Consider the following 26,805-nt stretch of genomic DNA (forward strand, 5'->3'; position numbering starts at 1 on the left):
CGGAGCCGGGAATGCCCGGCAGGATCGACAAGCGATCGCCGAAGACGGGCATCCGGGGTCTCCTTTCGTGGCTGGACAACGTCATTGTTGTCGCGCCGGGACGCCGCGTCAACGGAAAATGGCCGAGGCCGCCCGGATGCTCCACAGTGGACACAACGGCCGGCGGGCGGGGCTGTCTTCCCGGTCCGGCACGGGGCCGGTGATTCCGCGATGCGAGAAGGATCGCTCCGGCGTTCCGTTCCGCACGCGGACCCGCCTACCGCGCGTTCCGGCTTTCCCGTTTCGGATTCGCCTGGTACAGCTCACCGAGCAACGCCACCGCGGCGTGCGTGGCCGGATGCGGATCGTGTGCCCGCCAAGCGAGATTGACCGGCACAGGCGGGGCGTCGCGAACCCGGCGGTACACGATTCCGTCGCGGCGGTACTGCGTCGTGGTCGCGTGCGGGGTCACCCCGACGCAGCGTCCGGTGGCGACCGCGGCGAGCCAGTCGTCGACGTCCAGCGTCGGTTCGGTGCGCGGCCGCGCGCCTTCCGGCCACAGGTCCGGCGAAGTCGTTCCGGTGCGCGGATCGACCACCAGCAGCCGGGACGAGAGATCCGCGAGCGTCACGGTCCGGCGGCGGGCGAGCGGATCGTCGGCGGCCATGGCGCAGTACCGGTCCTCCTGCCCGACCGTCGCGTGCGCGAACCGGCTGGAGGGCACCGCGGTCCGCACCACAGCGAGATCCGCGAGCCCCTCGGCGAGCCCGGCGGTCGAGGTGTTGGTGCGCACCAGAAGCAGTTCGACGTCCGGATACCGGACCGCCCAGCGGCGCTGGAACTCCGCGGTATGCCTGCCCATCGCCGACCACGCGTGACCGATGCGCAGCCGCGTGTGCCCGGTCGTCGCCTCGCGGACCAGGTCGTCGGCCTCGGCGAGGAGATGCCGCGCCCGCGCGAGCACCTGGACCCCGGCGGTCGTCGGGGTGAGGCTCCGGCTGGTGCGATGCAGCAGCCGCACGCCCAGAACCCGTTCCAGCGACGCGAGATTCCGTGACACGGCCGCCTGCGAGACGCCCAGCTGGAATGCCGCGTCGGTGAACGTGCCGGCGTCGACGATCGTCACGAGGCAGCGCAGCTGACGCAGCTCCAGATCCATGCGTCTAGCGTATCCTTGATGCGGTCAATGCATTTTGCGCATTGATCCGGCGACCGCATCCTCGTCGCATGGCGACTACCGAACAGGCTCCGCGCACTCGCGACGACACCCGGCTGACCGGTGCGGCGATGCTGCTCGGCAGCGCACTGTCGAACCAGGTCGGCGCGGCGACGGCGGCGCTCGCGTTCCCGGTGCTCGGCCCGGCGGGCGTGGTGGCGGTCCGCCAGTGGGTGGCCGGCGCGGTGCTGATCGCGGTCGGACGGCCGCGTCTGCGGACGTTCACCGCCCGCCAGTGGCGTCCGATCCTGGGCCTGGCCGCGGTGTTCGCGACGATAAACCTCTCGCTGTACACCGCGATCGACCGGATCGGCCTCGGTCTGGCGGTGACGCTCGAGTTCCTCGGCCCGCTGGCGATCGCGCTGCTCGGCTCGCGCCGCCGGATCGACCTGGCGTGCGCGGCGGCCGCCGCGGTGGCGGTCGGCGTGCTCACCCGCCCGCAGCCGAGCACGGACTACGTCGGGATCGGACTCGCCGTGCTCGCCGCGGTGTGCTGGGCCTGCTACATCCTGCTGAACCGGACGGTCGGCCAGCGCGTGCCCGGACTGCAGGGCTCCGCCGCCGCCGCGGGCGTGTCCGGTTTGCTGTACCTGCCGGTCGGCGTGATCGTGATGCTGCACCACCCACCGACCGCGGGCGCGTTGGCGGCGGCGTTGGCCTGCGGGGTGCTCTCGTCGGCTGTGCCGTTCCTGGTGGACCTGCTGGCCCTGCGGCGGGTGCCGGCACAGTTCTTCGGCGCGTTCATGAGCGTCAATCCGGTGATGGCCGCGCTGGTCGGGCGGGTGATGCTGGACCAGCGGCTGGACGCGCTCGCCTGGGTCGCGATCGGCGTGATTGTACTGGCGAACGCCGGCACCGTGCTGCGGCGTGTCGGGTGATTGCCGCTCCCCGGGCCGACGTACCGTCGAGGGGGAGGTGGGCGAGGTGGTGCGGACCCCGGACCGGGAATGGCCGTCGACGGTCGTGCCCAGCGACGCGCGTGAGCGCGCGCAGGCGACTGGCGTGCTGGTCCGCCGCATGGGCTGGGTCACCGAGCGGCTGACCCAGGACGAACGCGACGACGTCGAGCGGCAGCTGGAATTCTGGTACTCCAACGGCTACTGCCCGGATGCGCTGCTGATCGCGCTCAGCGCGCTCCCGGACGGCACCCGCCAGCGCCCCCGCCGGGGCAGCGAACGGCCCGGCGACTTCCTGCGCTCCCGCATGAACGCCTGGTTCGCCGACGACGACCCCGGCGCGGCGATGTCCGACGTCCGGGAGCCGCCCCGGCAGGGCCAAACCTACGATGCCTGGCTCGCCAACCGCCGCAAGCAGGCGGAAAACGAAGGCGGCTACCGGCGTCCCTCCCGGCTTACCGGCGTGGGGGAGCGCGCCCGCGCCGAGGCCCGCGAGATCGCCGCCGCCAAACGCGCGAACCCGCTTGCCCGGGTGCGGGAGGCCGAACGTCGCCGGGCCGCGGCGCTCGAGAGTTTGCGGGTGGTCGGCGAAGAGGTGCCCGCTGCCGCGCCGCCGGCCGAAACCCGGGCCACGCCGCGCATGGTCGCGTCGTTCGCCGGTCGCCAGGCGCTGGCCGCGCAGTCTCCGCAGGTGCGCAGGATCGTCGAACGCCTGCGCGCCGAAAAACGCGCCCCGTCCGCCGCGGAGCTCGCGGTCTTGCGCAACGCCGTCCGCGACGCCCACCACAACGCCGGCCTGGGTGCGCTGGAAGCCGCGAGCGCGGAAGTCAACGACGTCACCGAGCTGACCCCGGACGGGCAGCGGATCCTGGATTTCCTCGCCCGTGCCGCGGACGATCGCCTGCCCTTGGACGCGACCGTGCGATTGCTTCACTCGATGCGGTGAGCTTGCGCGTGTCGGGTCCCCCGCAGCGGGGATAATGCTTCCACACTCGCCCGGTGACGAACACCTCGATGGACGACGCCGGCCGCTGCCTGCTCTCGGTGGCATGGAACATCCGCACCGGCGGTCCGCGAGCAATCCCCCGTGCGGACGCCGTGCGGGAACGCCTGCAGACGTTGTGCCGGGGGCTGGGTCATGCTGCCTGCCGCCGTGCCGGCCAGTGCGCCGGAGGGGACCACGTGCCGCTGTTGCGGCTCGCCGACCGCGCCTACGAAATCGACACCCTGTTGCTGCTGGTCGGGACGTCCCTGATCCCGGACCCCGCCCGAGACACCCGCCGCTGGAACGAAATCGACCGCCTGGTGTCCGAAGTGGACGATCTGGCGACCAAGGCCGCCGCGGCGCTGGACGAGCTTTCCCGCGAACTCGCCGAAGTTCCGTGAAGGGCCCCGTGCGGGACTCCGAGTCCCGCTAGGCGCCCGGCACGGAACCGATCAGCGCCGCCGAGTCCCGGCGATCACCGCGCTGACGCTGGGCAGCCACCGTCGCCGGGGATCCGGCGCGCTCAGCCACTCCGGCCCCATCCCGACCCCGGCCCGCCCGTCTGGCAACGGAATCAGCGCGCCACTGTCCAGGACCTGCACATCCGCCGGCAGCCCGCCGCACATCGGCAGCTCCCCGTCCGCGTCCGCGAGAATCGCCAACCGAGGCCCCCGCTGGGTAGGCAGAATCAACGCGGGACCGGCACATCCGAGCTCGCGCAGGTGCGCCAACACCGGGCCTGCCGTCAGCTTCGGCAGGGTGACCGCGCACAGCCCGTACTCGAGCGCCAGGAACAGCCGCCCGCCCTGCCGCCGCACCGACCAGCCGAACACTCCGCCGTAAAACGCCTCGGCCGGGTCCGGCCCGGTCTGCTGGTCCGGCCGCAACTGCTGGTCGAGTGTCATCGTCGACGCCTTCCGCTCGCCTGGGGTGCGTGACCATGCTAACGACACTGAGTGCCACTAGCAAGCCGGCTGCTACCGTTCGCCCATGACCGAGACGCCGCGCACCCGGGTCGGGGCCACCCCCGCCGGCCGGCGCCAGCTGCGCCGCGCGCTGGCGACCGCGGCGGTAGACCTCTTCGCTGCCAACGGTTACGAAGCCACCACCATCGACGACATCGCCGCGGCCGCCGGCGTCGGCCGGCGCACGTTCTTCCGCTATTTCGACAGCAAAGACGACGTCCTCTTCGCCAACCACGACGAGATCGTCGCCGAGATGGAGCAGGTCTTCGCCTCCGCCGACCCGTCGCGGGACCCGATCGAAGTCGCCACGGCCGCGGTCTCGCTCGTGCTCGAGTCCTACGCCGCGGAACTGGACGTCTCGCTCAAGCGATTCACCCTGACCCGGACCGTCCCGTCGTTGCGGGACAAGGAAGTCGCGACCGTCGACCGCTACCAGCGAGTCCTGGCCCGCTACCTCCAGGACCGCTTCGCCGACGCGGGCGACGAATCCGCGACCCTTCGCGCGGCAGTCGCCGCGGCGGCGATCGCGGCCGCGAACAACCACGTCCTCCGTCGCTGGCTCCGCAGCGGCGGACGGGACGACATCGCGGTCGCCGCGAACGAGGCATTCGCTCTGGTCGCGGCCGCTTTCCGGGCTCCCGGCGGGCCGGCCGAACCGGAGCCGCGGGAGCCCAGCACGGTGGTCGCGGTGCTGAGCACGACGGCCCCGCTGCACGAGGTCGTCACCCGCATCGGCGCAGCTCTGCGCTCCGCGGAGCCCGGTGGGCACTGAGTGCCATTGAGAGGATGACGCGGTCAGCCCAGCGGCGGGATCAGGCCTTCGCCACCGCGGGCTTGAGCACCTCTTCGCACCACTGCCGGAATGTGGTCGGCGTGTCCACCGCGTGCTGCGGAGTCCGCCGCACACCGTGATCCAGGTTTTCGATCTTCGCGGTCATCATGTCCACCATGCCCTGCGCCATCGCTTCGGACGCGCCGTTCGCGATCAGCCGCAGCCTGAGCGACGAGACCGGAACCTGCTGGTACTTGACCGAAATCCCGAGAACGTCGCCGATGACGGCCGCCTGTTCGTCCGCGGTCAGGTCCTGCGGGCCGAGTACCGGGACCTCCTCCTGGCCGGACCACGACGGATCGGTCAGGAACCGGGCGGCGAGCGCGCCGATGTCGCGCGTGGTGACCGTCGGCGAGGCGTAGTCGGGCGGCAGGACGTCGTAGAACACGCCCTGGTTCTTGATCGTTTCGGTCTGCCGCAGCAGGTTTTCCATGAAGGACGGGTTCACCAGGGCGCGGAACGCGACGCCGGTGCTGGCGATCAGGTCGTCCATCGCCAGTGAAGCAGACACGTATCCGGCGTTCACCGAGGAGGCTCGCCCCCGGCCGAGCGCGCTGATCGAGACGACCCGGCGGACGCCGTGCGTGCGGATCGCCTCCGTCGCGGGTCGGGTGAAGCCGGAATACACCTCGTCGACCGTCGCCGCTCGCGGGTTGCCCGGCGGGAGCCAGAACACCGTGTCGGCTCCGGCGAAGGCGCGGTCCAGCACGGCCGGATCGCCGTGCGAGCCGACCTCGACTTCTACGCGTTCCCGCAGGTCGTCGGGCAGTTTTCCGGGATCGCGCACGATCACGCGGACTGGGTGCGCACCGTCCGCGACCTGCGCCAGGACGCGGCTGCCGATGTTGCCGGTGGGGGTGGTGACGACGATCATCAGGACGCTCCAGGAGACTTGTCGAAGAGAGCAGGAGACTTCCGAAGAGGTGGAGCAGGAAGTAAACTCCACCGTACCGTTTACTTTTCGCGGAGGCAAGACCGATGGTGCGTGCGGGCGGTTCGCAGCTGCGAGGCGCGGAGTTGAGCAGGCACATCCTGCTGTCCGCGAAGAACGTGTTCCTCGAGGTCGGCTTCGAGCGCGCCTCGATGGACGCGGTTGCGGCGCGCGCGGGGACGTCCAAGCGGTCGCTCTACGCGCACTTCGAAAGCAAGGACAAGCTGTTCCTCGCGGTGCTCGACCTGGTTCGCGAGCTGTACCTGGGCAAGCTCCGGACGCCGGGCGACTACGCGGCGGACCCGGTCGAGGCGGTGACGCTGTTCTGCGGCCGGTTCCAGCAACTGCTGACCTGGGAGCCGCAGGTGCGCACGTGCCGGCTCAGCATTTCGGCCGTCGAGCGGCTGCCGGACAGCGCGCAGGCGTACTACGACGCGATGTTCGCGTCGATGTATGCGCGCCTGGCCGAGTACCTGGCCGAGCGGTACGAAAAGGACAGTGCGGCCGCGATGGCGCTGGCCGAGGACCTGGTCGGCCGGACCGTCCTGGCGCGGGTGTTCCGGGTGCTGTTGAACGCGGAACCGGCGATCCAGAAGCCGCCGGGCGAGGACGCTGCGGTGGAGAACGTCGACCTGGCCCCGATCCGCCGGGTGGTTTCGGCAGTGCTGAGCTGACCGCTCCAGGGCCCTGCGGTGGCGGGACGCGGACTTGTTCGCACGGGAAGGCGAGCTGACCGGGTGACTGCCGCGATCCGTCCCGGGACCGCGGCAGTCGCCCAGGTCAGCGGAATGCGCTGATCGTGATGGTGAGCGTGTCCGGATCGCCGGCTTGCACCGCGCCGCTGAAATCGGGACCGGGAGAGACGTCGTCGTACGGGAAGGCATACCCCCGGTTGTCCGGCAGCTTGCTGTGCACGATTCGCGCGTAGTGGTTGGTTTCCGGATTCTGATAGAACTTCGCCGGGTCCTCGCCGGTCGGCTGCTTCGGGTTGTCGCGCAACGTGGTGCGGTTCAACGCGGCCGCCAGCCGGGGAACGATCGCCTTGCGTGCCTGGCTGTCGCTGTCCTTGATGGCGAACGGGCCGCTGTCGCAGCTCCAGACGTCCGGCGTGGCCGGCTTGGCGAAGCGTTCGCCGTTGTTGAAGACGAGCATTCCGTCCGAGCCGACTTGGCCGGTGAAGGCGCCGAGACCGGGCACCTGGGTGTCGACGGTGAGCGGCGTGCCGGTGTACTTCTGCCACACCTCTTCGATGTAGCCGTCGAGGTATCCGCCGAATTGGTCGGCGCGGTAATGCGCCGACAGGGCGCGCAGCGGTTTCCCGTCGCCGCCGGTCTCGATCAGGCTGCCCCATTTGCCGCCCTGCGCTTTGAGCGCGTCGCAGATCGGGTCGAGCGAACGGGCCGGCAGGCCGGGCACGGTCTGGTCGCCGGAGCCGGTGGTGGTGAGGTGCAGGCCGATCGGGATCGCCACGAAGTCGACGTAGCTGATGTTGGCGAACAGCACGTCGTTGTTGAAGGTGAATTCGCAGAACGACCAGGTGCGCCCGTAGTTGGGATCGTCGGCGGCGAGGAAACTCGGGTGCACGAGCGCCGGGCCGCGGTTGACGAAGAAGTCCAGTTTGCTGTCCAGTGCGACGTAGATCCGGGCCGCGTACATTTTCGGGACAGTGATCTGGGAAAGCGATTTGAGCGGGATCGCGCAGTCCTCGCCGAGCGGCGTGTGGTCGGTGCCCGGAGACGGCGGATAGTAGGGAGTGCCGTCAGATTTCAGTACTATCAGCCGGTTGTCGAGAGTCGTGCCGGTAATGTAGGCGTACGACTGGCCCGCACCGGATTTGTCGTCGAAGGCGACTCTCGCGGTGTCCGGGGTCGTCGCGGACGCCATTGCGGAGCTCCACAGGGGAAATGTCGCTGCTGCCGCGGATGCGCCGAGGAATGCTCGCCGGGAAATCAAGGAAACCGCCTCCTAGGGTCGTGCCCTTTCCGGGTGCCGGGCACGCTAGTGACGGTGCGGAGGCGGGTCAACGCGCGCCGGGAAGGTTGGCTCGTTTTGTCAGTCCGGGTTTCCCGAAAATGCGCGACGAGGCACGGGCCGGGGGTGCCGGCCCGTGCCCCGATGTCCTTTGTGGACATTTGGGCTCAGCTTACTTGCAGGTCGATGCAGGAGTAGAACGCGTTCGCGGTGTCCGCGATGTTCCAGACGGCGAGCACGGTCTGGCGTCCGGTGTGCCCCTTCAGGTCGACCTGGTGGGTCACGGTGGCCGGCGGCTGCTGGCCGTTGCCGTCGACGGTCGCGATTTTCTCGTTTCCGATCCAGTATTCGTAGCTGGAGGTGCGGTGCCGGGCGGTGAACGTCCAGGTGAAGGTGGCGGTGCCGCCGGTCGGAGTCGCCTTCCAGCCCTTGTTGTCGTCGTTCAGTTCGGCGAACTGCGAGTTGCCGCCGTCGCAGCTGTGCAGCCCCTTCGGTCCCTCGACGCTCTGTGGTTCGTACTTGATCTGCCCGCAAGAAACAGTTCCCTGCGCGCATTGCGCCTGCCGGCTCGCCAGCGCGTTGACGTATCCGTGCGCGCTGGCGATGCCCGCTGGGCTGATCAGCACGAGCACCGGTGCGATAGCCGTGCCGACCGCCGCGGCGACGAGTTTCCGGTTCGCTTTCATGGCAGCTCCTTCGGGGAGTGCTCGCTTCCGTTCGCGGGTACGACAAAGCGACGCGCCGGCTTTCGGGAGCCGGCCCGCGGGGAAGTCGTGAGCGGGGAGGGAGTGGGCTTCTTGGTCTAGACCATACGACGACCAATCCGGAAGGTCAACAGCTGGCAAAGAGCCGGGGGCCCGCGGTGATTCGGCAACCAAAGGGGCGGGCGCGAGCAGTCACCGAGCGGGGCGGAGGCGTTGGGCTGGACGAGTGAGCCGGCGCGTCCGCGACCACGCTTGGTGATCTCCTGGCTTTGGGGTCCGATTTGGACAGTCTGTTGTGGACAATCAAAGCGCTGGCACTGACCTGTCGGCGGTGCTCGGCTTCGGCCGAATCCGTCGAGCCCGGTCGACGGTGCCGTATATCCCGATGATTCTGGCTAGGACCGGCTGGACCTCTTCCGCCTTCGAGATGCTTTCCGGCTGGGTCAGGCTCCTCGCCCGGGCTCGCCGTGGCGGCCGGCTTCCAGGGTTTCCCGGAGGGCGGCGAGAGTGGCGGCGACCCTGGTCAACTCCGCCGGGTCGATCGTCGCGGTCAGGGCGGCGAGTTCGTCTTCGACCACCGGGCGGGACTCGGCCAAGATGCGCTGTCCCGACTCGGTGAGGCGGAGGACGGACGAGCGCCGGTCGTGCGGGTTGGCGAATCGTTCGCACCAGCCGGCCGCGGCGAGGCGGTCGACTCCCTTGCTGACCGCGCCGACGGTGATCGCCACTTCGGCTGCGATGTCAAGGACGCGGCAGTTCGGCGTGCGTTCAATGATGTCCAGAAATTCGAACTGGCCGAGGCTCAGGCCCAGGTCGGCGCGCAGTCGGGCGCTCGCCGCGGTGTAGAGGCGGGTCTCGACCCGGACGAGGTCGACGAAGGCTTGAGTGACGTGGCTCACAACTTCTCCAGTGGATTCCATGGAATCATCTTCCGAGGAATCCGGTTGAGAGGGACCAGATGGATTCGAAGGAAACCATCCTCTCATCCCGATCGCTTGGAGGCACGACATGTCCCGTGAGCAGCGCGAAGCCCTTGACGCCTTGATCCGTTCCGCGCCCCGTCCGGAGACGCCGCCGACGCTGGCGGAGGAACGCAACGGGTTCGCGGCGACCTTCACTCGCCCGGTGCCCGACGGCGTGGCCGCCCGCCGGACGGAGCTGGGCGGTCGCCCGGCATTGGAATTGGAGCCGGACGGAACGGCCGGACGCGGACGACTGCTGTACCTGCACGGCGGGGGGTATGTCATCGGGTCGGTCGACACCCATGCCGGCCTGGCCGGCGAGCTTGCCCGGCGCGCAGGACTGCGGACCGTCCTGGTGGACTACCGATTGGCGCCTGAGCACGTCTTCCCGGCCGCGGTCGAGGACGGGGTCGCGGCCTACCGGGAGCTGCTGGAATCCGGGGTCGGTGCGCGGGAAATCGTGCTGGCCGGGGATTCGGCGGGCGGCGGGCTGAGCATCGCCACCTTGGTGGCCGCTCGGGATGCCGGGTTGCCGATGCCCGCCGGGGTGGTGGTGTTCTCGCCGTGGGCTGATTTGAGTCTCGGCGGGGAGAGCATCCAGGGCAAGGAAGAGGCGGATCCGATCTTCACAGCGGCCGACGTCCAGGCTTACGCGGACCGCTACGCCGGGGCGGCGGACCGGGCGAATCCGCTGGTCAGTCCGGTGTTCGCGGATCTGGCCGGGCTGCCGCCGATGCTGGTGCAGGTGGGCTCGAACGAGGTGCTGCTGGACGACGCGGTCCGGCTCGCGGCTCGGGCCGGAAGGGACGAGGTCGACGTGACGCTGGAGGTGGCGGCCGGGTTGCCGCATGTGTTCCAGTCGAACTACGGGAAGCTGGAGGAAGCGGACGCGGCGATCGGGCGGGTGGTCCGGTTCGTGCGGGAGGTCGTCGGCTGAAGTTCGCGGCTGGTTGACCGGTCCGGTGCCGGGGCCGGGAAAGGGGTCCTTGCGAAACCCCGTTCCCGCAAGGCCGCCCTGCTTCGGTGGTGAGGTTTGCGCGGCGGCGCTTGGGGAACTGCTGCCGTCCAGGTGGACTCAGCTGGACTGCCGGGACGGGCTGAGCGGCGGATTTCCCCGCTGCCGCGCCCGGTAGGCGGCGGCCTTCATCTTGTTCCCGCAGGTCGCCATGGCACACCATTCGCGGCGCGAGCCCCTCGAATGGTCCAGGTACACCTGCGTGCACTCGGGGCGGCCGCACTCCTTCAGCAGATCCGCGTCGGGTCCGCCCAGGATGGCGACTGCCGTCCGGGCCACCGTGGACAGCGCCTGCGCCGCCGTCGCTCGGGTGTGCCGGCCGGTGCGGCTCAGTTGCGGGACGGCGTCCGGCTGGGCGGCCGCCTCGTTGAGCAGGGTAAGCGCCTCGGTGTCGTACTCGTGGCCGGTGAGCCGCGCGGCAACCAGGGTGTAGATCGCTTCCCTCACCGCGACAGCCCCAGCCAGGTCGGATGCAGTGCTGCCGGGATCGGAGTCGGTGACGCCGGATTCCCGGAACCAGGCGTCCAGGCTGCGCGGCGAGCCCAGCATCTCTGCCGGGACGTCGTTGCGCCGTGCGCGCAGCGTGCCGACGAAGTCCAGTGCCGGGTTCCCGCAAGGGAAGGCGTGCTCCATCGCACCAGTTTGACAGGTGATGAATTGTCGCGCAACAACGCTGGTTCGCCCCGAAGAGATTATCCGGACGCAATGGGCGGGTGATGAATAGCCGGGGAACGGATTCTCGTCCTTCTGATGCCGGTGCCGAGGGCGGCTTCGGTCAGCGCGGCGATGCGGCGCAGCGCGGGATCCACGGAATGGCTTCCGCACTGCGGAACCTCGGGGGTGAAGGTGGCTTCACCTCCGGGCAGCGAGGGGAGACGCGAACGTCAGCGGGCGGAACCCGGCGCGCACGCGCAGCCCCCGGGCACTGCCCGGGGGCGAAGAAATCGCTGTGCACGCATGCGGCCATGATGGCCCGGCCGCGACCGCGAGGGCGACCGATCAGTGTCCGACGGCGGCCCGCACGGATTCCTTGAGCGAGCCGAGCGTGGCGATCACGGCGGTCGGCTCGTAGCCGCAGTGCGCCATGCAGTTGGCGCAGCGCGGGTCCTTGCCGCGGCCGAAATTCTCCCATTCGGTGGTTTCGATGAGTTCCCGGTAGGTCTTCGCGTAGCCGTCGTCCAGCAGGTAACAGGGGCGTTGCCAGCCGAGCAGCGAATAGGACGGGATGCCCCAGGGAGTGCATTCGAGATCGCGTTTGCCTTCGAGGAAATCCAGGAACACCGGAGAGTGATTGAGCCGCCAGCGTTTCCGGTTGCCGCCGCCGAACGCCTTGGCGAACAGTTCCCGGGTCTGCTGGACGCCGAGCCAGTGGTCCTGGTCCGGAGCCTTCTCGTAGGCGTACCCGGGCGAGATCTGCATGTTGTCCACGCCGAGGTCGTTGAGGTAGTCGAGGACGTCGATCACGTCCTGCGGGGTGTCGCCGGTGAAGAACGTCGTGTTCGTCATCACCCGGAAACCCTTGCTCTTCGCCAGTTTGATCGCGTCCACCGCGGCTTGGAAGCCGCCGGTCTTGCGCACCGACGCGTCATGCCGCTCTTCGAGGCCGTCGATGTGCACCATCCAGGCGAAGTTGCGGTGCGGCTTGAACTTGTGGATGTGCTTGGGAAGCAGCAAGGCGTTCGTGCAGAGAAAGATGATCTTGTTCCGGTCCAGCAGCTGCCGGGTGATCTCGTCGATCTGCGGGTGCATCAGCGGTTCGCCGCCGGCGATCGACACCATCGGCGCGCCGCTTTCCTCGATCGCGCCGACCGCCTGCTCCACCGGCATCCGCTGTTTCAGCAGGGTGTGCGGTTGCGCGATCTTGCCGCAACCGCCGCATTTCAGATTGCACGCGAACAGCGGTTCCAGCTCGACCAGCAACGGGAACTTCTCCTTGCGCAGCAGCTTCTGCTTGAGCAGGTAGCTGCCCAGCCGGACAGACTGGCGCAACGGCATGGCCATGGTTCAGCGCACCTCCCGAGGTAGCGTGGTTGTCGGTTTAGCCGCCCACCCGGCGAGAGCGGGCACGGCGCGGCGCAGGCTCCGCAATCCGGCCAGGCCGTGCGCGATCGTCGACACACGCAGCAGCGGCTGGTTTGCGGTGTCCACAATGGCCCGGACGACGGCGAACGGCGCCGCGCCGGGAGCCAGCCAGGCCGATTCCATGTCGACGGCCAGCGCTCCGGTCTTCGCCAGCGAGGACCGTTCTCGCTCCCGCACCGGGTGGTCGGTGCTGAGGATGGGTCCGATATGGACAGTAAGGCCGAGTTCTCGCAAGTCATCCACCAGCGAAGCGAAGGACGCCGGTACCGCCTCGCCTGCACCGCGTACTTCGGAAGCGACCACGACATCGCCTGGTCGCACCTGCGCGGCCAGGCCGCCGCCGAGCCCCGCGACGATCCGTGGACCGGCGGGAAGCCGAGCGGCGGCGGACCGGCGCGGGCCGAGTCCGGTGTGGACAGGACGGAGCCCGCGCACCGCGGCCTGTTCGATCCGCAGCGGCGTGCAGACTACCGCCCGGGTCACGAGCCGCCTCGCACGTACCGGCCGAGCGCGGACAGCGGGAATACCACGCGGTACAGGTGATAGGACAGGTAGAAGTCGCCGGGGAATCCGGTGCCGGTGTGCTTGTCCTCGTCCCAGCCGCCGTCCGGCCGCTGTCGCGCGCACAGCCACTCGACGCCCCGGGTGACCACTTCGGACTCGCGTTCTCCGGCGGCCAGCAAAGCAAGCAATGCCCACGCGGTCTGCGACGGCGTCGAATCGCCTCGTCCAGCCCATTCCCGGTCTCGATAGGAGCGCAGGTCCTCGCCCCAGCCGCCGTCCGCGTTCTGGTGCTCCGCCAGCCATCGCACGGCCCGCCGGACCCGGGGAGAGGACCGCGGAATGCCGGCCGCCGTCAACGCGGGGACCACCGCGCCCGTCCCGTAGACGTAGTTCGCGCCCCAGCGGCCGAACCACGAACCGTCGTCTTCCTGGTGGTCCAGCAGCCACTGCACCCCGCGACGGCACTCCCTGGTGCCGGTTTTCCCCTCCGCCGCCAGCATTTCGACCACGTGCGCGGTCACGTCCGCCGACGGCGGGTCGATCACCGCGCCGAAGTCGCAGAACGACAGTTTCGTGGTGAGGACCTGCGTGTTGTCCGCGTCGAAGGCGCCCCAGCCGCCGTCGCGGGACTGCATCCCCTCCAGCCAGGCCACGCTGCGGTCGACCGCGCCGCGGATCCGGAGGTGGTCCGGCTTGCCCATCCGGCGCAAGGCCAGCACGACCTCGGCGGTGTCGTCGGTGTCCGGGTAGCCGTCGTTGGCGAACTCGAACGCGAACCCGCCCGGCGCGAGCGACGGCCGCCGCACCGTCCAGTCGCCCGGCACCCGGATTTCCTCGCCCAGCAGCCAATCCGTGGCGCGCACCAGCATTTCGTCGCCGGCGGAGACGCCCGCGTCGAGCAGTGCGGTCATCGCCAGCGCGGTGTCCCACACCGGCGACTGGCAGGCTTCGAGCCGGCGCAGCCAGCCCTGGTCGGTTTCCTCCCGGATGGTGAACCCGTCCAGCCCGGCGATCCCGGCCTTGACCGCCGGGTGGTCCAGCGGGTAGCCGAGCAGGTGCAGTGCGAGGATCGAGTACACCCACGGCGGCTGGATCCCGCCCCACGAACCGTCGGCCTCCTGCCGTGCCAGTATCCACTCCGCGGCCTGCTTGAGCGCCGCTTTGCGGATCGGGTTGAACGGCAGTTTCGCGTACGCGTGCAACGCGGTGTCGAGGTTCTGGAACATCCCGTCCCAGGTCCACGGCGTACGCGTCTTCGGCGGCCGTTTTCCGGTGCGCAACTCGGCGACGTCGAACGGCAGCGGGCGGACCGGGCGCAGCGTGCTGACGACGGTCAGCGGGACGATCGTCTGGCGGGCCCAGCAGGCGAAGTCGTAGACGTTGAGCGGGAACCAGGACGGCAGGAAGACGAGCTCCGGCGGCAGGTTCGGCAGATCGTCCCAGGACCACTGGCCGACCAGGGCGAGCCAGATCCGGGTGAACACCCGGGCCGCTTCGATGCCGCCCTGGTCGCGGATGAACTCGGCGGACGGCGTCAGCCACGGCGCGTCCGCCGGATCGCCGGCCAGCCGCAGCGCGACGAACGCTTCGACGGTGGTGGAGAGATCGGCAGGGCCGCCGGGGAAGGTGGCCCAGGTGCCGTCGGCGCGCTGCTGGGAGCGGATCCAGCGAGCGGATTCCTCGGCTGCCTGCGGGGTGAGGATGCCGAGGAAATGCCGGAGGAGCAGATCCTCGGCGTCCATGGTGACGTTGGTGGCGAGTTCGCCCTTCCACCAGCCGGCTCGGTCCTGTTCGCGACGGAGGAATCCGATGCCGGCGGCGAGGGCGTCGGCGGGGGTGGCGGTCGCGGATGCGCGGGGAACGGTTTGGGTCATTACGCGTCCCTTCCTGCGATGAACCGCGCGATCGCGGTCAGCTCGGCACGCGGGCCTGGCGGGAGCCCGGCCAGCGCGCCTTCCGCGACGGCGACGTGCCGCGCGGCCTCCGCGACGGCCCAGTCGCGTCCGCCCGCGGCATCGACCAGTGCGGCGACTTCGGCGAGGTCCGCGTCGTCGCCAGTGGACAGCCAGCTGGCCAGCTCGCGTCCGGCCGCGCCGCCGTGCGTGGTCGCGTAAGTGATCGGCAGCGACTTCTTGCGCGCTCGCAGGTCGGAGTAGATCGGCTTGCCGGTGACCGCCGGGTTGCCCCAGATTCCGAGCATGTCGTCGACCAGCTGGAAGGCCAGTCCGATCTCCTCGCCGAACACGGTGAGCGCGTCGGTCACCTCGGCGGGAGCGCCGGCCAGGACCGCGCCGATCGCCGAGCTGGCAGACAGCAGCGCTCCGGTCTTCCCGGCCGCCATCGCGACGCATTCGGCGAGCGTGACGTCGTCGCGCTGCTCGAAGGCGACGTCGAGGAGCTGGCCGCGGATGAGCCGTCGCGTGGTCTCGGTGAGCAGCTGTCCGGCGGCCCCGGCGTGCGGCGAACCGCTCTCCAGCACTACTTCCAGCGCGAGCGCGAGCATCGCGTCGCCGGTGAGGATCGCGTTCGCCGAACCCCAGAGCGCCCAGACTGTCGGGCGATGCCTGCGCTCGGTGTCGCCGTCCATCAGATCGTCGTGGACCAGTGAGAAGTTGTGCACGAGTTCCACCGCGACCCCGCCGGGCACCCCGAGGCGAGCGGGCGCCCCGGCGGCTTCGGCGGACAGGACCGCGAGCGCGGAACGCACCGCCTTGCCACCGTTGCCGCGCGCTGGGACGCCGTTCGGATCGGTCCAGCCGAAGTGGTAGGCGGTCATCGCACGGCTGTCTTCGTCCAGCCGGTCGACGGCGGCGCGCAGCTCCGGCTGGACCAGTCCGCGTACCCGCTTGAGTACCAGCGGGACCGTCTCCGCGGCGGAAAACACTTCGGCGGTCATGCTCCGACTCCCTCCCTCTTCCCCGGTACGTTCTCGTGCAGGAGGGCAGCCGCGGCCGCGGCACCGCTGCGCGCGGCGCCCTCCATCGTCGCGGGCCATCCGGTCGCGGTCCACGCGCCGGCCAGGTACAGCCCGGGTGCCGCGGTGCGCGCGGGCGGGCGCAGCGAAGCGGTGCCGGGGGCGGGCCGGAAGGTCGCGTGCCGCTCGCGCGTGACGAAGAAGTCGAGTACCTCGGCACCGCGTGCTTCCGGCAGCAGCGACAGCAGTTCCGGCAGCAGCGAATCGCGCAGTTTCGCGGTCGGGACGTCGATCTGGGCGTCCGCGGCGGACAGCGACATCGCGAGGTACTGGCCGGAGTCCAAACCGGACTGCCGGGTTCGGTCGAACACCCATTGCACCGGCGTGCGCACGCCCGCGACGAACGGTTCGGCCAGCACCGGCCGGTCGAGCACGACGTGCACGTTCACGATCGGCGAGCTGCCCAGCCCGCCGGACCAGCCGGGCGGCAGGTTGATCGCGCCGGCCGGGGCGAGCGCTTCGGTGACCGGCGGCGGGGTGGCGAGGACGACCTGGCAGAAGCATTCGTCGCCGTCGTCGGTGCTGATCTGCCAGCCCTCGCGGACAGCACGCACCTTGGTGCCGGTGCGGACCTCCGCGCCCGCTTCGGCCAGGCGTTCGCGCGCCGGTTCGCCGTGCAGCTCGCGCAGCGGCACCAGCGACCACCCGATGTCCGCGGCGGCCGGATCGGTGAGCAGGCCCTCCTGGAAGACCGTCGCGGCGAGGCTGAGAGACGCCTCGTCGGCAGTCGCGTTGAGCGTCGCGACGCCGACCAGATCCCACAGCGCTTCGATCGCGGCCGCGCTCTGCCCGTGTCGCCGCAGCCATTCTCCGAACGACTGCCGATCGGTGTGGTCCGCCGCCGGATCCACCCGGCGCAGCGCCAGCGCGGCCAGCGCGAACCGCGCCCGGTCCAACGGACGAAGCGGGCCGTACCGCAGCAGCGAACCGGCCAGGTGCAGCGGCGCGGGCAGATCGCCGCGCCGCAGCCAGGTCGGGGCGGCCGCGCCCGGCCGGCGGATCGCAATCTCCAGCCGAGGTTGCAGCGTCACCCGCTCGGCGACGCCGAGGCGGTCCAGCAGCGCCCGATACGCCGTGCAGCAGCGCAGGAAGACGTGCTGTCCATTGTCGACTTGCAGATCTCCGCGAGGGAACGAATGCGTCAGCCCGCCGAGGTGCGGCCGCGCCTCGAACAGCGTCACCGCGCGGCCGGCGTCGGCGCAGGCGAGCGCCGCGGCGATTCCGGCCAGGCCGCCGCCGACCACCGCGACCGGCCCGGTCATCGGCCGATCCCGGTCAGCGCCCGGACCGCGACCACCGCCTTTTCCCGGCCGGACAACGAAAGCCGTCGGTCGAACACGCGGGACGGCTGTTCGTCGATCCGATCGAGCAGGGTGCGGTAGATGCCGGACATCGCGGTGCAGCAGGCCGCGCTGCGACCGTCCAAAGAGGGCACCAGGCGCAGGCCGCGGGCGTACCAGTCGCGGGCTCGCGCGGCGCTGTCGCGGATCAGCGCGGTGAGGCCGCCGCCCGGGTCGGCCAGCTTCCCGTCCGGCCCGACGGACAGCTCGACGCCGAACCGGTCGAGATCCTCCTTGGGCAGATAGACCCGGCCGTTGAGCAGGTCCTCGCGAATGTCGCGGAGGATGTTGGTCTGCTGCAGGGCAATCCCCAGCTCGTCGGCGTACACCGAAGCGTGCGGCTCGGGCTTGCTGCCGAACACGCCGAGGCACAGCCGGCCGACCGAACCGGCCACGCACCGGCAGTACTCGACCAACTCCTCGAAGCGCACGTACTTGCGACCGGTGACATCCATCTCGACACCGTCGAGCAATTCGTCGAACGCGCCGAGCGGAATCGGGTACCGGCGGGTCGCGTCCGCGACCGCGACGTACACCGGTTCGGTGCGCGCGGACAGGTCGCTGAGAGCTTCCCGTACGCCGCCCAGGCCCTGCAGCTTCGCCTCGGCGGCGGCTTCGGGGTCGTCGCCGATGTCGTCGATGATCCGGGCCAGCGCGTACACCGCGCACAACGCCGCACGCTTGGCCGGCGGCAGCAATCGAATCCCGTAGTAGAAGTTTCGTGCCTGGTGCTTGGTGACCTCCGCGCAGTGCGCGTAGGCGTCCTCGACGGTCGTCATCCAGCCCGCCTCCTCGTGCTCGCCTGCAGCCAGATCAGCCAGCCCAGCAACCCGCCCCGGCTCGGCCGGACCGGTTCGGACAACACGTCGCCGCCGCTCGCGCGCAACGCGTCGACCGTCGCCAGCCCGCCGGCGAGGAACCCGCTCACCGCGAGCCGTCCCCACCCGGACAGCCGCTGGACCAGCTCCGCGCCGCTGCCCAGCAGGGCGGCGGCGCGGTCGGTTTCCCAGCGCATCAGCGCTTTCAGCGGCGGCGACGCGTGCGCCGCGGCCAGTTCCCGCTCCGCTACCCCGAACTCGGCGAGATCCTCTTGTGGCAGGTACACCCGTCCGGCGCGGCAGTCCTCGCCGACGTCCTGCCAGTGCTCCACCAGCTGCAGCCCGGTGCAGATCCGGTCGGAGAGCTCCGCGGCGTCCGGATCGGACACATCGAGCAGGTCCAGCACGATGCGTCCGACCGGATTCGCGGAAAGTTGGCAGTACGCCAGAAGATCTCCGAAGGCCGGATAGCGGCGGATGTGCTGGTCTTGCAGGTTCGCCCGCACCAGAAGTTGAAACGGTTCTTCCTTCAGCCGTCCGGCCCGGATCGCCGGGAGAAGTCCACGCACTGCCGGATCGGCTGGTTCATCGCCGCCGAACGCCGCGGACAGCTCGGCGGAGAACGCGGTGAGCCGGGCAGTCCGGTCGCCTTCGGCCTCGTCGCCGAGATCGTCGATCGTGCGTGCGACGGCATAGACCGAGACCAGGTCGGCGCGCAGTTGCCGCGGCAGCACGCGCAGTGCCACCGGGAAGTTTTCCGCGCCGCGTTTTTCCCGCAGCGCGCGGGCGTCCGGGGCGACGTGAGGTCTCATCTTGGCCAGTGTCGCGCCCCCGGTCGGGCGTCTTCTGCCGCCGGAAAGCGAATTTCGCTGGCTTCGACTTGGCACGAGGAGCCAAAGTGGGGAGAGGATGTTCCAAGGCGAACCCATGCACTCCTGCGGCACAGGAAGGACTCCCGGAACCATGGGACCAGATCAGGCGACCCGGCTGGGCGAACTGGAGGCGGTCGTGGCCCGCCGGCTGCCCGCCATTCTCAACGAGGTCCGCGACCAGCTGACCGACGAGCATCCCGACTACGCGGAATTCCTCGCCGAAGAACTCGCCGATGTGGTCGAGGCCAGCGCGGGGTTCGTGCGGCGGATGATCGACCTCGCCGCCGAACCGGACGCCCGGCTGCCGGAGCTCGGTTCTGGCGTCGAGCAGGTGGTGTTCGAGGAAATCGGCCGCGCGCAGTACCGGCTGGGCCGTCCGGTCACCGGCCTGCTGTCCGCCTACCGGGTGGGCGCGCGGGTGGCGTGGCGACACGTCTCCGACGCAGCGCTCGACCTCAGCGTGCCCGCGGAACTGTTCGCGTCGCTGGCCACCACCGTCTTCGCGCTGGTGGATCAGCTTTCCGAGTCGTCGTTGCGCGGTTACCTGCAGGAACAAGCCGACGCGGTACGCGCGCGGGATCGGCTGCGCGACGAGTTGACCGCGTTGCTGTTGTCCGATCGCGCGGACATGGCGGCAGTGCGCGCGGCCGCGGCGCGCGCGGATTGGCGATTGCCGAACCAGGCCGCGGTCGTGTTGGTGCAGGACGACAACGAGCTGGGCCGGGAGCTGGTGTTCCGGCTGGAGGACAGCTGTCTGCGGCTGCACCGTCCCGGCGTGGTGGTCGCGATCGTCCCGGACCCGGACGGGCCCGGCCGGCGGGCGTGGCTGGCCAGGGCGCTGCGGGGCGGGGGAGCGGTGGTGGGCGCGGCGGTGCCGCTCGACCGGCTGCCAGCCAGCCTGCGGATCGCCGAAGTGACCGCGCGGCTGCGCCGGGACCACCTGCTCAGCGACGACCCGGTGTTCGCCGACGAGCATCTGGACGCGATCATCGTGCACCGCGACGACCGGCTGCTGGACGTGCTGCGAAGACAGGCGCTGGCCCCGCTCGACGAGCTGAACCAGTCTGCGCGGGACCGGCTGTGCACCACGCTCACGTCCTGGCTGCTGCACCTGGGCGACCGCAAAGCAGTGGCCGAGGACCTGCACATCCACCCGCAGACGGTGTCTTACCGGTTGGGCCGGCTGCACGATCTTTTCGGGCCCTCGCTGGACGATCCGTCCGCGCGCGCGACGCTGCTGCTCGCGCTGGCCTGGGGTCCGCCCGGCGGGCCGGACCGGATCGGCTGATCGGGGAATGTCCCGGATGCGGCGGCGGGCGCGCGGTTCTACGTTGAATCTTGTGACAGACGGCGGGGACGCATCAGCTTTCGGCGCCGAAGCGCGCGGCGAGCGTGCGGTAAACGCCGGGTGCCGCGCCGCGCAACGCGGCCGGGAAACGCAGCCAGCGCGGCAGGTAGTAGTCGCCGGGACGGCGCGCGGCGTGCACCACCGCGGCGGCGACGCGTTCCGCGCTGACCGGACGCGGAATACCGCGGGTGTACGGCCGGCCGCGGCGGGTGAAGAATTCCGTGCGCACCACACCGGGAACTACGACTCCGACCGTCACTCCAGTCCCGTGCAACTCGAATCGGAGACTCTCCGCGAAAGCGTCCACACCGGACTTGGTCGCCGCGTAGACCGCTTCCCCAGCGACGCCGGTGCGCCCGGCGATCGAGGACACGAACACGAGCTGCCCGCGGCCATGGTCGAGCATCGCGGGCAGCAGCGCGCGGGTCAGCTCGATCGGAGCGGCGAGGTTCACCGCGACGAGTTCGGCCAGTCGCCCGGCCGGCAGTTCGGGCAACGGACCGGCCCAGCCGAGCCCGGCGTTGTTGACGAGCAGATCCACCGATCCGGTGACAGCGAGCGCGCGTTCGGCAAGATCCGTTGCGGCGCCGGAGAGTCCGAGATCGGCAGGGAGCGCGGTGCCGTCGGTTTCCGCGGCGAGCGCGGCCAGCCGGTCCTCGTCGCGGCCGTGCAGCAGCACGCGGGCGCCGGAACGGGCCAGCAGCCGAGCGGTGGCGGCGCCGATGCCCGACGACGCGCCGGTGACCAGCGCCGTTCGGGTCATGCGGCCAGCGCGGCCGGGCGGTGGCCCATGCGCAGCGTGATGCCCGCCGAGCGCAGCGACCGGCGGAACCACCACAGCGAACCGGCGATCGCCAGCCCGATCACGGTGTACGAGCCGGCAGTGCTCACCATGAGGAAGTTCCCGACCGTCGCGGTCGCGAGCATCAGCAGCGTGACCGTTCCGTTCACCGCGAACACCAGCGCCCACAGCACCGACACCCGCTGGAAGAACCGGCGCATTCCGGGGTGCGCCGACAGCGATTCCGGGAATGCGCAGAAATCGCCGGCGAGCCGCGCGAGCAACGGTTTGTTGAACGGGGCGGACGCCAGGAACAGGACGGCGACGACGAAATTCTGTAAAGTCGGCTGCAGGAAGTACAGGAAAGCACTGCCGGTCGCCAGGCCCAGCACGGTGCGCGCGACCAGCAACCCGGTGGTCAGCAGCAGCACCGCGGGAATCGGCTTGCGCCGCAGCAGTCGCGTCCCGATCACCGCCGCCGCCCAGCTGAGCGCCGCGATGACCCCGCTGTCGAAGCTCACCAGGGTCAGCAGGAGGTAGAAGAGGCCGGCCGGGACCAGCGTCGACTCCAGCAGGTGCCGGCCCCCGCCGGTGACGAGGCTGCGGAACGAGGGGAGGTCGATCGTGAGGTGGTGGTGTCGCATGCGGGTTCTGCTGCCTCCGGTGGCCGGTCTTTGCGGGCTACTACCCAGCATAAACGCAGCGGATGGGGACGATGTGAGGTGAAAGCTCCGTGACAGTTACGGGGATGTCGCTCGTCGTGGCCGTCCCCGCCGCCGTCGCCGGCGCGGCGTGCATGGGCATTGCCAGCGCCGCACAGGCCAGGGCGACCAAAGAGGTGGAAACCGGCAAGCCGCTGGACCTGACGCTGTTCAAGCGGCTCGTCGGACGCCCATTGTGGCTCATCGGCATCGCGGCGACCATCCTGGGGCTGGTATTGCAGCTGGTCGCGCTCGCCTTCGGCCCGTTGCTGCTGGTCCAGCCGTTGCTCGTGACATCGTTGATGTTCGCCGGTTTCGCGTCCGCCCGGCTGGAGCGCCGCCGTCCGGACCGGACGATGAGCGTCGGCGGATTGTTGTGCGCTGCCGGGCTGGCGGCGTTCCTGGTGATCGCTCGCCCGGGCGGCAACGGCGAAACGCTGGTGAACGGAAGCGCGTTGCTGCCGTTGGGAATCACGCTCGCGGTGGTGACGCTTATCTCGCTTGTTGTTGCGGCGTCAACGAAATCTGGATCTTTGCGGGTGCTCGGGCTGGCCGTCGCCACCGGCGTGCTCTACGGGCTGACCGCCGGGCTGATGAAGGTGGTCGCCGGACAGTTCCGGTCCGGCGTCGACGAACCGTTTCGGCACTGGACGCTGTATCTGGTGTGCGTGGTGGGGCCGCTGGGATTCCTGTTGAGCCAGAACACCTTCCAGCAGGGCCGGTTCCTGACGCCCGCGCTCGCCGTCATCACCGCGCTCGACCCGCTGGTCGGCGTCGCGATCGGGCTGTCCTGGATGGGCGAGTCGGCGGACGGCAGGCCGCTCGCGCTGGCCGGCGAGGCGCTGGCCGCACTGGTGATCGTGGTGGGGATCGCGATGCTGTCCACCCGGGCCTCGCATCTGTCCGCGGAAATCCCTGCCGACGAAGAGGAATCCACACCGGGCGAACCTGACGACGGGTTCGGTCTCGCCCGGTCCGCTGGCTGAGCTGAAGGGGGCAGCGTGCAGCGCGTGCTGATCGTGTCCGCGAACATGGGACAGGGGCACAACGCCACTGGGCGTGCGCTCGAAGAGGCGGTGCGTGCGCGGTGGCCGGAGGCGACCGTGCGCTGGGTGAACGCGCTGGAACGGCTCGGCCCGGGTTTCGAAGATCTTTTTCAACGGATCTATGTCGCGAATGTGGAAACCACGCCGTGGCTGTACGAATTCTTCTACCGGGCGATCTGGCGGATCGGCTGGTTCGCCGCGGCGTCTCGCCGGTTCGTCGCCGCCTGGTGCGGGCGGCGGCTGGCCCGGCCGGTCGAGGAATTCGCGCCGGACCTGGTGCTGTCGACCTATCCGATGGGCACCGCGGGCCTGGCCTGGCTGCGCCGGCACGGAAGACTCGACGTTCCGTTCGGCGCCTGGGTTTCGGACTTCGCGCCGCATCCGTTCTGGGTTTACGGCGCGGCGGACCTGACCATGGTGATGCACGAGGTGGCGGTGGCGCCGGCGTTGCGGGCGTCGCCTTCGGCGCGGGTGGGAGTGTCCGCGCCGCCGGTGCGCGCGGTCTTCCGCGCCGGCGACCAGGCGGCCGCCCGCCACGAGCTGGAATTGCCGCCGGACGCGTTCGTCCCGCTGGTTTCGTGCGGCTCGCTCGGTTTTGGAGAAATCGAGTCGACGGTCAGGGAATTGCTTTCGGCCGACGAGACGGTGGTGCCGATCGCGATTTGCGGCCGGAACGAGGCGCTGGCCGCTCGATTGCGGGCGCTGGGTTCGCCCCGGTTGCGGGTGGTCGGATGGACCGACCGGCCGGAGGTGTACACGCTCGCATCGGATGTGGTGGTGACGAACGCGGGCGGGGCGACGGCGCTGGAGGCGTTCGCGTGCGGCCGGCCGGTGCTGATGCACCGGCCGATCGCCGCGCACGGCAAGGCGAACGCGCGGCTGATGGCGGAGGCCGGGCTGGCGGTGGTGTCGTGGCGGGAGGGCTCGCTGGCGCCGCTGGTCCGGGAGCTGCTGGAGTCGCCGGAACGCTTCAAGGAGTTGGTTGAAGCGGTTGTCCGGCATGGGGAAACAGCGATGCCGTTGGTGACTGCGCTGGAGGAGCTGGTTTCGGGGCCGCGGAATCCGCCGACGCAGCGGTTGCGGGCGGAGGACGCGTTGTTCGCGCACGTGGCCACGGCCGCGGTGCCGCAACAGGTCGGGGCGGTGCTGGTGTTCTCGCCCAAGGCGGACGGATCTTCGGTGACCCGAGCGGACGCCGAGCACCTGGTGGCCGCGACCCCGGGCCTGCGCACCCGGTTGCTGCCCGGCGGCGGCTGGTGGCGGGCGCGGTGGCAGGAGGACCCGGGGCGGACCGCGGCGACGGTGCTGACGGAGTCGGCGGCGGGTTCCGGGGACGCGCTGACGGCGGCGATGGACGAGTTTTTCTCGGAGCCGGTGACGTCGGAACACCCGGTGCGGGCGAGGCTGGTGACCGGTCTGGTCGGCGGGGAGGCAGCGTTGCTGATCGCGCTGCATCACGCGGCCAGCGACGGGATCGCGGTGATCAGCGCGCTGGTGGGGCGGGCTCGCGGGAAGGACGTGGTGGAGCCGGCACCGCTGGTGCGAAAGGGGAGACTGGGGGAGCGGGTTCGCGGGGTGCTGGAGGGCAGGGCGGGGGAGCGGGTTCGCGGGGTGCAGGAGGGGAAGGTGGGGGAACGGGTTCGCGGGGTGCAGGAGGGCAGCGGGCCACTCGGCGGGCGCCGGCTGCGCCGAGAACGGTCTGCCGAGCCGGCTCGCGGAGCGGCCGGTGCGGGGTCGACCGACGCCGCCACACCGCGAGGCCGGACCGCCGAGCTGCTTGGCCGGACCGCCACGCAGCGCGGCCGGGCCGCCGAGCTTAGCCGTTTCCGTGAAGGGCCCCTTGCGGGAATCAGATTCCCGCAAGGGGCCTTTCACGGACGCGCGCGAGCAGGTTCGGGTGACCGCCGTCGGAGGGCGGCCGAACTGGCCCGCGGAATCTGGGCGCTGGCCCGAGCCGGCACCGCCCCCCGCGTTCGCTGGGACAATCGCATCACCAGCCCCAGCCGACACTTCGCCCGTGCTTACCTGCCGGCCGCCGAAGTCCGCGCCGCCGCGCGGCGGGCCCGTGTCGCGACTACCAACCTGGTCCTCGCCCTCGTCGCCGAAGCTCTTCACCGCGAACTCGGTGCCGCGGCCCCGGACCGGATCCGCGTGCTCATCCCGATATCCGTCCGCGACACCGGCACTTTCCGCAAACTCGGCAACCACACCGGCGCGGCGTCGGTCGACCTTCCGACCGGGCCGATGCCGCTGGAGCGGCGGATCCGCGAAACCGACCGGATGCTCGCGAGCCAATCCGCCGCGCCCCGGGCGGGCAACGCCGTCGTGCGCGTCGTCGGCGTCCTTCCGCCGCGCCTGCACCGGCTGGCCGCCAAGCTGGTCTACCGCGGCACCTGGTTCAGCGCGATCGCCTCAGTCCTGCCCGGCGCTCGCTCGCCGGTCGTGCTGAACGGCGCCCTGGTTCGCACCGTCTACCCGGTGCTTTCGCTCGCTCCGGGGGTGCCGGTCGCCGTGGGCATCTTGACCTGGGCCGATCGCTTCACCGTGTGCGTCACCGTGCCGTCCGGCCAGTACGGCCGCGGGGACCGGCTGGCCGCGGCGGTCGTCGAGGCGTTCGGGCAGCTCTGAGCTACCTCGAGAAGTGCGTCCGCGGCCGGGCGAGAAGTTCCCCGTCCACTTCGATATCGACCATCTCGTTGTAGAACGCGACCAGCCCGGCGATCGGAAGGACCGCCGCGGCCGGATAGGTGTACGTCCAGGCGAGATGCCGGTGCCGGACCTCACCGATCCGCACGGACCAGTAGCCGGACGTCTCGCCCTTGTACGGGCAGGCCGTCGCCGTCTCCGGCTCCGGGACCAGGTGCGCGAAGTCGACTTCCGTGCGGTTGAAGTAGTACCGCGTCGGCAAGCCGGTCTCGAACAGCAGCACCGGCGACGACGATTCGGCCAGCCGGACCCCGTCGAGCAGCACGCGGACGTGCCGCGTCGAGCGCAGCGCGTCCACCCGCGTATACGGATTGCGCGGGTGGACGTAGACCTGCTCGTCCTCCTCGAACCAGGCGTCGAACGCGTCCCATTGGAACCGGACGTGCCCGGGCAGCTCCGCGGACGCCCAGGCGGCGGCGGGCTTTTCCACGTCGCCGGCCCGCACCGTGAACTGGTCGTCGAGAGCGCCGGGCCGGACGTCTTCGAGCGGGAAGTGAAACTGCGGGTAGTACGGCCATTCCCAGACGTACTTCGCGTTCGTGCTGTCCACGACGGTCTCCCCGGCGAGCATCGCGCGCACCCGCCGGGGGACCGGCTCGACATGGCCGGCCTCGACCGCTGGCCCCGGATAGCCGGTCATGCGGTTCGGCGGGGGAGTTTCCAGCCGGGGCGGGGGAAGTGGCAGGTGTAGCCGTTGGGGTAGCGCTGGAGGTAGTCCTGGTGTTCGGGTTCGGCTTCCCAGAAGTCGCCGGCCGGGGTGACTTCGGTGACGACTTTGCCGGGCCAGAGGCCGGAGGCGTCGACGTCGGCGATGGTGTCTTCGGCGATGCGTTTCTGCTCGTCGGTGGTGTAGAAGATGGCGGAGCGGTAGCTGGTGCCGATGTCGTTGCCTTGCCGGTTCGCGGTGCTGGGGTCGTGGACCTGGAAGAAGAATTCGAGCAGGGCGCGGAAGTCGGTCTGCTGCGGGTCGTAGGTGACTTCGATGGTTTCGGCGTGGGTGCCGTGGTCGCGGTAGGTGGCGTGGGGGACGTCGCCGCCGCTGTAGCCGACGCGGGTGGCGGTGACGCCGGGCTGGTGGCGGAACAGCTCCTCCATGCCCCAGAAACACCCGCCGGCCAGAATCGCCTTTTCCGTCATTTCACGCCTCTCTCGTCGGGGAATTCCCACCCTGCTTGAC

General features: G+C 70.4%; 27 protein-coding genes. 9 read left to right on the top strand and 18 right to left on the bottom strand.

Annotated elements, in window-relative coordinates; translation table 11 throughout:
• Positions 1-256: 256 nt before the first annotated feature.
• Positions 257-1,138 carry a LysR family transcriptional regulator gene (locus AMYBE_RS0106340; RefSeq protein ID WP_020658511.1) on the bottom strand — a complete coding sequence of 294 codons (882 nt, stop codon included), beginning with the start codon at positions 1,136-1,138 and terminating at the stop codon, positions 257-259.
• Between the two features lie 68 nt (positions 1,139-1,206).
• On the opposite strand from AMYBE_RS0106340, the gene AMYBE_RS0106345 reads away from it, so the two are divergent.
• The 3 genes from AMYBE_RS0106345 to AMYBE_RS40970 are packed head-to-tail and all read left to right on the top strand — an operon-like array spanning position 1,207 to position 3,477.
• Positions 1,207-2,073 (top strand): EamA family transporter, encoded by an 867-nt coding sequence (locus AMYBE_RS0106345; RefSeq protein WP_020658512.1) that lies wholly within the window; start codon positions 1,207-1,209, stop codon positions 2,071-2,073.
• 46 nt (positions 2,074-2,119) lie between these two features.
• Positions 2,120-3,037: a hypothetical protein gene (locus AMYBE_RS0106350; RefSeq protein WP_211226801.1), complete on the top strand. Its 918-nt coding sequence runs from the start codon at positions 2,120-2,122 to the stop codon at positions 3,035-3,037.
• Positions 3,038-3,090: 53 nt separating this feature from the next.
• Positions 3,091-3,477 carry a hypothetical protein gene (locus tag AMYBE_RS40970; protein ID WP_154676133.1) on the top strand — a complete coding sequence of 129 codons (387 nt, stop codon included), beginning with the start codon at positions 3,091-3,093 and terminating at the stop codon, positions 3,475-3,477.
• A 51-nt stretch (positions 3,478-3,528) separates the two neighbouring features.
• Here the strand turns inward: AMYBE_RS40970 and AMYBE_RS0106360 are convergent, their stop codons facing one another.
• On the bottom strand, positions 3,529-3,981 hold the full coding sequence (locus AMYBE_RS0106360) for a hypothetical protein (RefSeq protein WP_020658515.1): 453 nt from the start codon (positions 3,979-3,981) through the stop codon (positions 3,529-3,531).
• 85 nt (positions 3,982-4,066) lie between these two features.
• Here AMYBE_RS0106360 and AMYBE_RS0106365 point away from each other — a divergent pair, with 85 nt between their 5' ends.
• Complete coding sequence (locus AMYBE_RS0106365; protein ID WP_020658516.1) at positions 4,067-4,813, top strand: TetR family transcriptional regulator; 747 nt, start codon at positions 4,067-4,069, stop codon at positions 4,811-4,813.
• A 40-nt stretch (positions 4,814-4,853) separates the two neighbouring features.
• Here AMYBE_RS0106365 and AMYBE_RS0106370 read toward each other — a convergent pair whose 3' ends face one another.
• Positions 4,854-5,747 (bottom strand): NAD(P)H-binding protein, encoded by an 894-nt coding sequence (locus tag AMYBE_RS0106370; protein WP_020658517.1) that lies wholly within the window; start codon positions 5,745-5,747, stop codon positions 4,854-4,856.
• A gap of 104 nt (positions 5,748-5,851) precedes the next feature.
• Here AMYBE_RS0106370 and AMYBE_RS0106375 point away from each other — a divergent pair, with 104 nt between their 5' ends.
• Positions 5,852-6,478 carry a TetR/AcrR family transcriptional regulator gene (locus tag AMYBE_RS0106375; RefSeq protein ID WP_020658518.1) on the top strand — a complete coding sequence of 209 codons (627 nt, stop codon included), beginning with the start codon at positions 5,852-5,854 and terminating at the stop codon, positions 6,476-6,478.
• A gap of 106 nt (positions 6,479-6,584) precedes the next feature.
• On the opposite strand, the gene AMYBE_RS0106380 is transcribed toward AMYBE_RS0106375, so the two are convergent.
• The 3 genes from AMYBE_RS0106380 to AMYBE_RS0106390 all read right to left on the bottom strand — a co-directional run bounded on the left by AMYBE_RS0106380 (position 6,585) and on the right by AMYBE_RS0106390 (position 9,378).
• Positions 6,585-7,688 carry a glycoside hydrolase family 64 protein gene (locus AMYBE_RS0106380; protein ID WP_020658519.1) on the bottom strand — a complete coding sequence of 368 codons (1,104 nt, stop codon included), beginning with the start codon at positions 7,686-7,688 and terminating at the stop codon, positions 6,585-6,587.
• Positions 7,689-7,942: 254 nt separating this feature from the next.
• Positions 7,943-8,461: a lytic polysaccharide monooxygenase auxiliary activity family 9 protein gene (locus AMYBE_RS0106385; RefSeq protein ID WP_020658520.1), complete on the bottom strand. Its 519-nt coding sequence runs from the start codon at positions 8,459-8,461 to the stop codon at positions 7,943-7,945.
• Between the two features lie 461 nt (positions 8,462-8,922).
• Positions 8,923-9,378 carry a MarR family winged helix-turn-helix transcriptional regulator gene (locus AMYBE_RS0106390; protein WP_020658521.1) on the bottom strand — a complete coding sequence of 152 codons (456 nt, stop codon included), beginning with the start codon at positions 9,376-9,378 and terminating at the stop codon, positions 8,923-8,925.
• A 109-nt stretch (positions 9,379-9,487) separates the two neighbouring features.
• Here AMYBE_RS0106390 and AMYBE_RS0106395 point away from each other — a divergent pair, with 109 nt between their 5' ends.
• Positions 9,488-10,378, top strand: coding sequence for an alpha/beta hydrolase (locus AMYBE_RS0106395; protein WP_020658522.1), 891 nt, complete (start codon positions 9,488-9,490; stop codon positions 10,376-10,378).
• A gap of 138 nt (positions 10,379-10,516) precedes the next feature.
• Here the strand turns inward: AMYBE_RS0106395 and AMYBE_RS0106400 are convergent, their stop codons facing one another.
• The 8 genes from AMYBE_RS0106400 to hpnC form a co-directional block, all read right to left on the bottom strand.
• Positions 10,517-11,089, bottom strand: coding sequence for a CGNR zinc finger domain-containing protein (locus tag AMYBE_RS0106400; protein WP_020658523.1), 573 nt, complete (start codon positions 11,087-11,089; stop codon positions 10,517-10,519).
• 366 nt (positions 11,090-11,455) lie between these two features.
• Positions 11,456-12,457: an adenosyl-hopene transferase HpnH gene (hpnH, locus tag AMYBE_RS0106405; protein WP_020658524.1), complete on the bottom strand. Its 1,002-nt coding sequence runs from the start codon at positions 12,455-12,457 to the stop codon at positions 11,456-11,458.
• 3 nt (positions 12,458-12,460) lie between these two features.
• On the bottom strand, positions 12,461-13,021 hold the full coding sequence (locus AMYBE_RS0106410) for a phosphorylase family protein (protein ID WP_020658525.1): 561 nt from the start codon (positions 13,019-13,021) through the stop codon (positions 12,461-12,463).
• Positions 13,018-14,916 carry a squalene--hopene cyclase gene (gene shc / locus AMYBE_RS0106415; RefSeq protein WP_020658526.1) on the bottom strand — a complete coding sequence of 633 codons (1,899 nt, stop codon included), beginning with the start codon at positions 14,914-14,916 and terminating at the stop codon, positions 13,018-13,020. Before shc ends, AMYBE_RS0106410 begins: the two co-directional genes overlap by 4 nt.
• Positions 14,916-15,938 carry a polyprenyl synthetase family protein gene (locus AMYBE_RS0106420; protein ID WP_020658527.1) on the bottom strand — a complete coding sequence of 341 codons (1,023 nt, stop codon included), beginning with the start codon at positions 15,936-15,938 and terminating at the stop codon, positions 14,916-14,918. The genes shc and AMYBE_RS0106420 overlap by 1 nt, the downstream gene beginning before the upstream one ends.
• Positions 15,935-17,278 carry a hydroxysqualene dehydroxylase HpnE gene (gene hpnE / locus AMYBE_RS0106425; protein WP_020658528.1) on the bottom strand — a complete coding sequence of 448 codons (1,344 nt, stop codon included), beginning with the start codon at positions 17,276-17,278 and terminating at the stop codon, positions 15,935-15,937. Before hpnE ends, AMYBE_RS0106420 begins: the two co-directional genes overlap by 4 nt.
• On the bottom strand, positions 17,275-18,135 hold the full coding sequence (gene hpnD, locus AMYBE_RS0106430; RefSeq protein WP_020658529.1) for a presqualene diphosphate synthase HpnD: 861 nt from the start codon (positions 18,133-18,135) through the stop codon (positions 17,275-17,277). The genes hpnE and hpnD overlap by 4 nt, the downstream gene beginning before the upstream one ends.
• Complete coding sequence (gene hpnC, locus AMYBE_RS0106435; RefSeq protein ID WP_020658530.1) at positions 18,132-18,986, bottom strand: squalene synthase HpnC; 855 nt, start codon at positions 18,984-18,986, stop codon at positions 18,132-18,134. Before hpnC ends, hpnD begins: the two co-directional genes overlap by 4 nt.
• Before the next feature lie 151 nt (positions 18,987-19,137).
• Here hpnC and AMYBE_RS0106440 point away from each other — a divergent pair, with 151 nt between their 5' ends.
• Positions 19,138-20,334 (top strand): PucR family transcriptional regulator, encoded by a 1,197-nt coding sequence (locus tag AMYBE_RS0106440; RefSeq protein ID WP_020658531.1) that lies wholly within the window; start codon positions 19,138-19,140, stop codon positions 20,332-20,334.
• Between the two features lie 73 nt (positions 20,335-20,407).
• Here the strand turns inward: AMYBE_RS0106440 and AMYBE_RS0106445 are convergent, their stop codons facing one another.
• Together AMYBE_RS0106445 and AMYBE_RS0106450 are read right to left on the bottom strand one after the other, a co-directional pair.
• On the bottom strand, positions 20,408-21,157 hold the full coding sequence (locus AMYBE_RS0106445) for an SDR family NAD(P)-dependent oxidoreductase (protein WP_020658532.1): 750 nt from the start codon (positions 21,155-21,157) through the stop codon (positions 20,408-20,410).
• Positions 21,154-21,819 (bottom strand): VC0807 family protein, encoded by a 666-nt coding sequence (locus AMYBE_RS0106450; protein ID WP_020658533.1) that lies wholly within the window; start codon positions 21,817-21,819, stop codon positions 21,154-21,156. Before AMYBE_RS0106450 ends, AMYBE_RS0106445 begins: the two co-directional genes overlap by 4 nt.
• A 104-nt stretch (positions 21,820-21,923) precedes the next feature.
• On the opposite strand from AMYBE_RS0106450, the gene AMYBE_RS40975 reads away from it, so the two are divergent.
• Positions 21,924-22,862, top strand: coding sequence for a DMT family transporter (locus AMYBE_RS40975; RefSeq protein ID WP_020658534.1), 939 nt, complete (start codon positions 21,924-21,926; stop codon positions 22,860-22,862).
• 15 nt (positions 22,863-22,877) lie between these two features.
• The gene (locus AMYBE_RS0106460; RefSeq protein ID WP_020658535.1) at positions 22,878-25,550 is read left to right on the top strand and encodes an MGDG synthase family glycosyltransferase; all 2,673 of its coding nucleotides are present in this window, start codon (positions 22,878-22,880) and stop codon (positions 25,548-25,550) included.
• Between the two features lies 1 nt (position 25,551).
• Here AMYBE_RS0106460 and AMYBE_RS0106465 read toward each other — a convergent pair whose 3' ends face one another.
• Together AMYBE_RS0106465 and msrA are read right to left on the bottom strand one after the other, a co-directional pair.
• Positions 25,552-26,268, bottom strand: coding sequence for a DUF427 domain-containing protein (locus AMYBE_RS0106465; protein WP_020658536.1), 717 nt, complete (start codon positions 26,266-26,268; stop codon positions 25,552-25,554).
• Positions 26,265-26,765, bottom strand: coding sequence for a peptide-methionine (S)-S-oxide reductase MsrA (msrA, locus tag AMYBE_RS0106470; RefSeq protein ID WP_020658537.1), 501 nt, complete (start codon positions 26,763-26,765; stop codon positions 26,265-26,267). The genes AMYBE_RS0106465 and msrA overlap by 4 nt, the downstream gene beginning before the upstream one ends.
• Positions 26,766-26,805: the final 40 nt, after the last annotated feature.

Origin of the sequence: Amycolatopsis benzoatilytica AK 16/65, assembly GCF_000383915.1 — a bacterium.
GTDB lineage: Bacteria > Actinomycetota > Actinomycetes > Mycobacteriales > Pseudonocardiaceae > Amycolatopsis > Amycolatopsis benzoatilytica.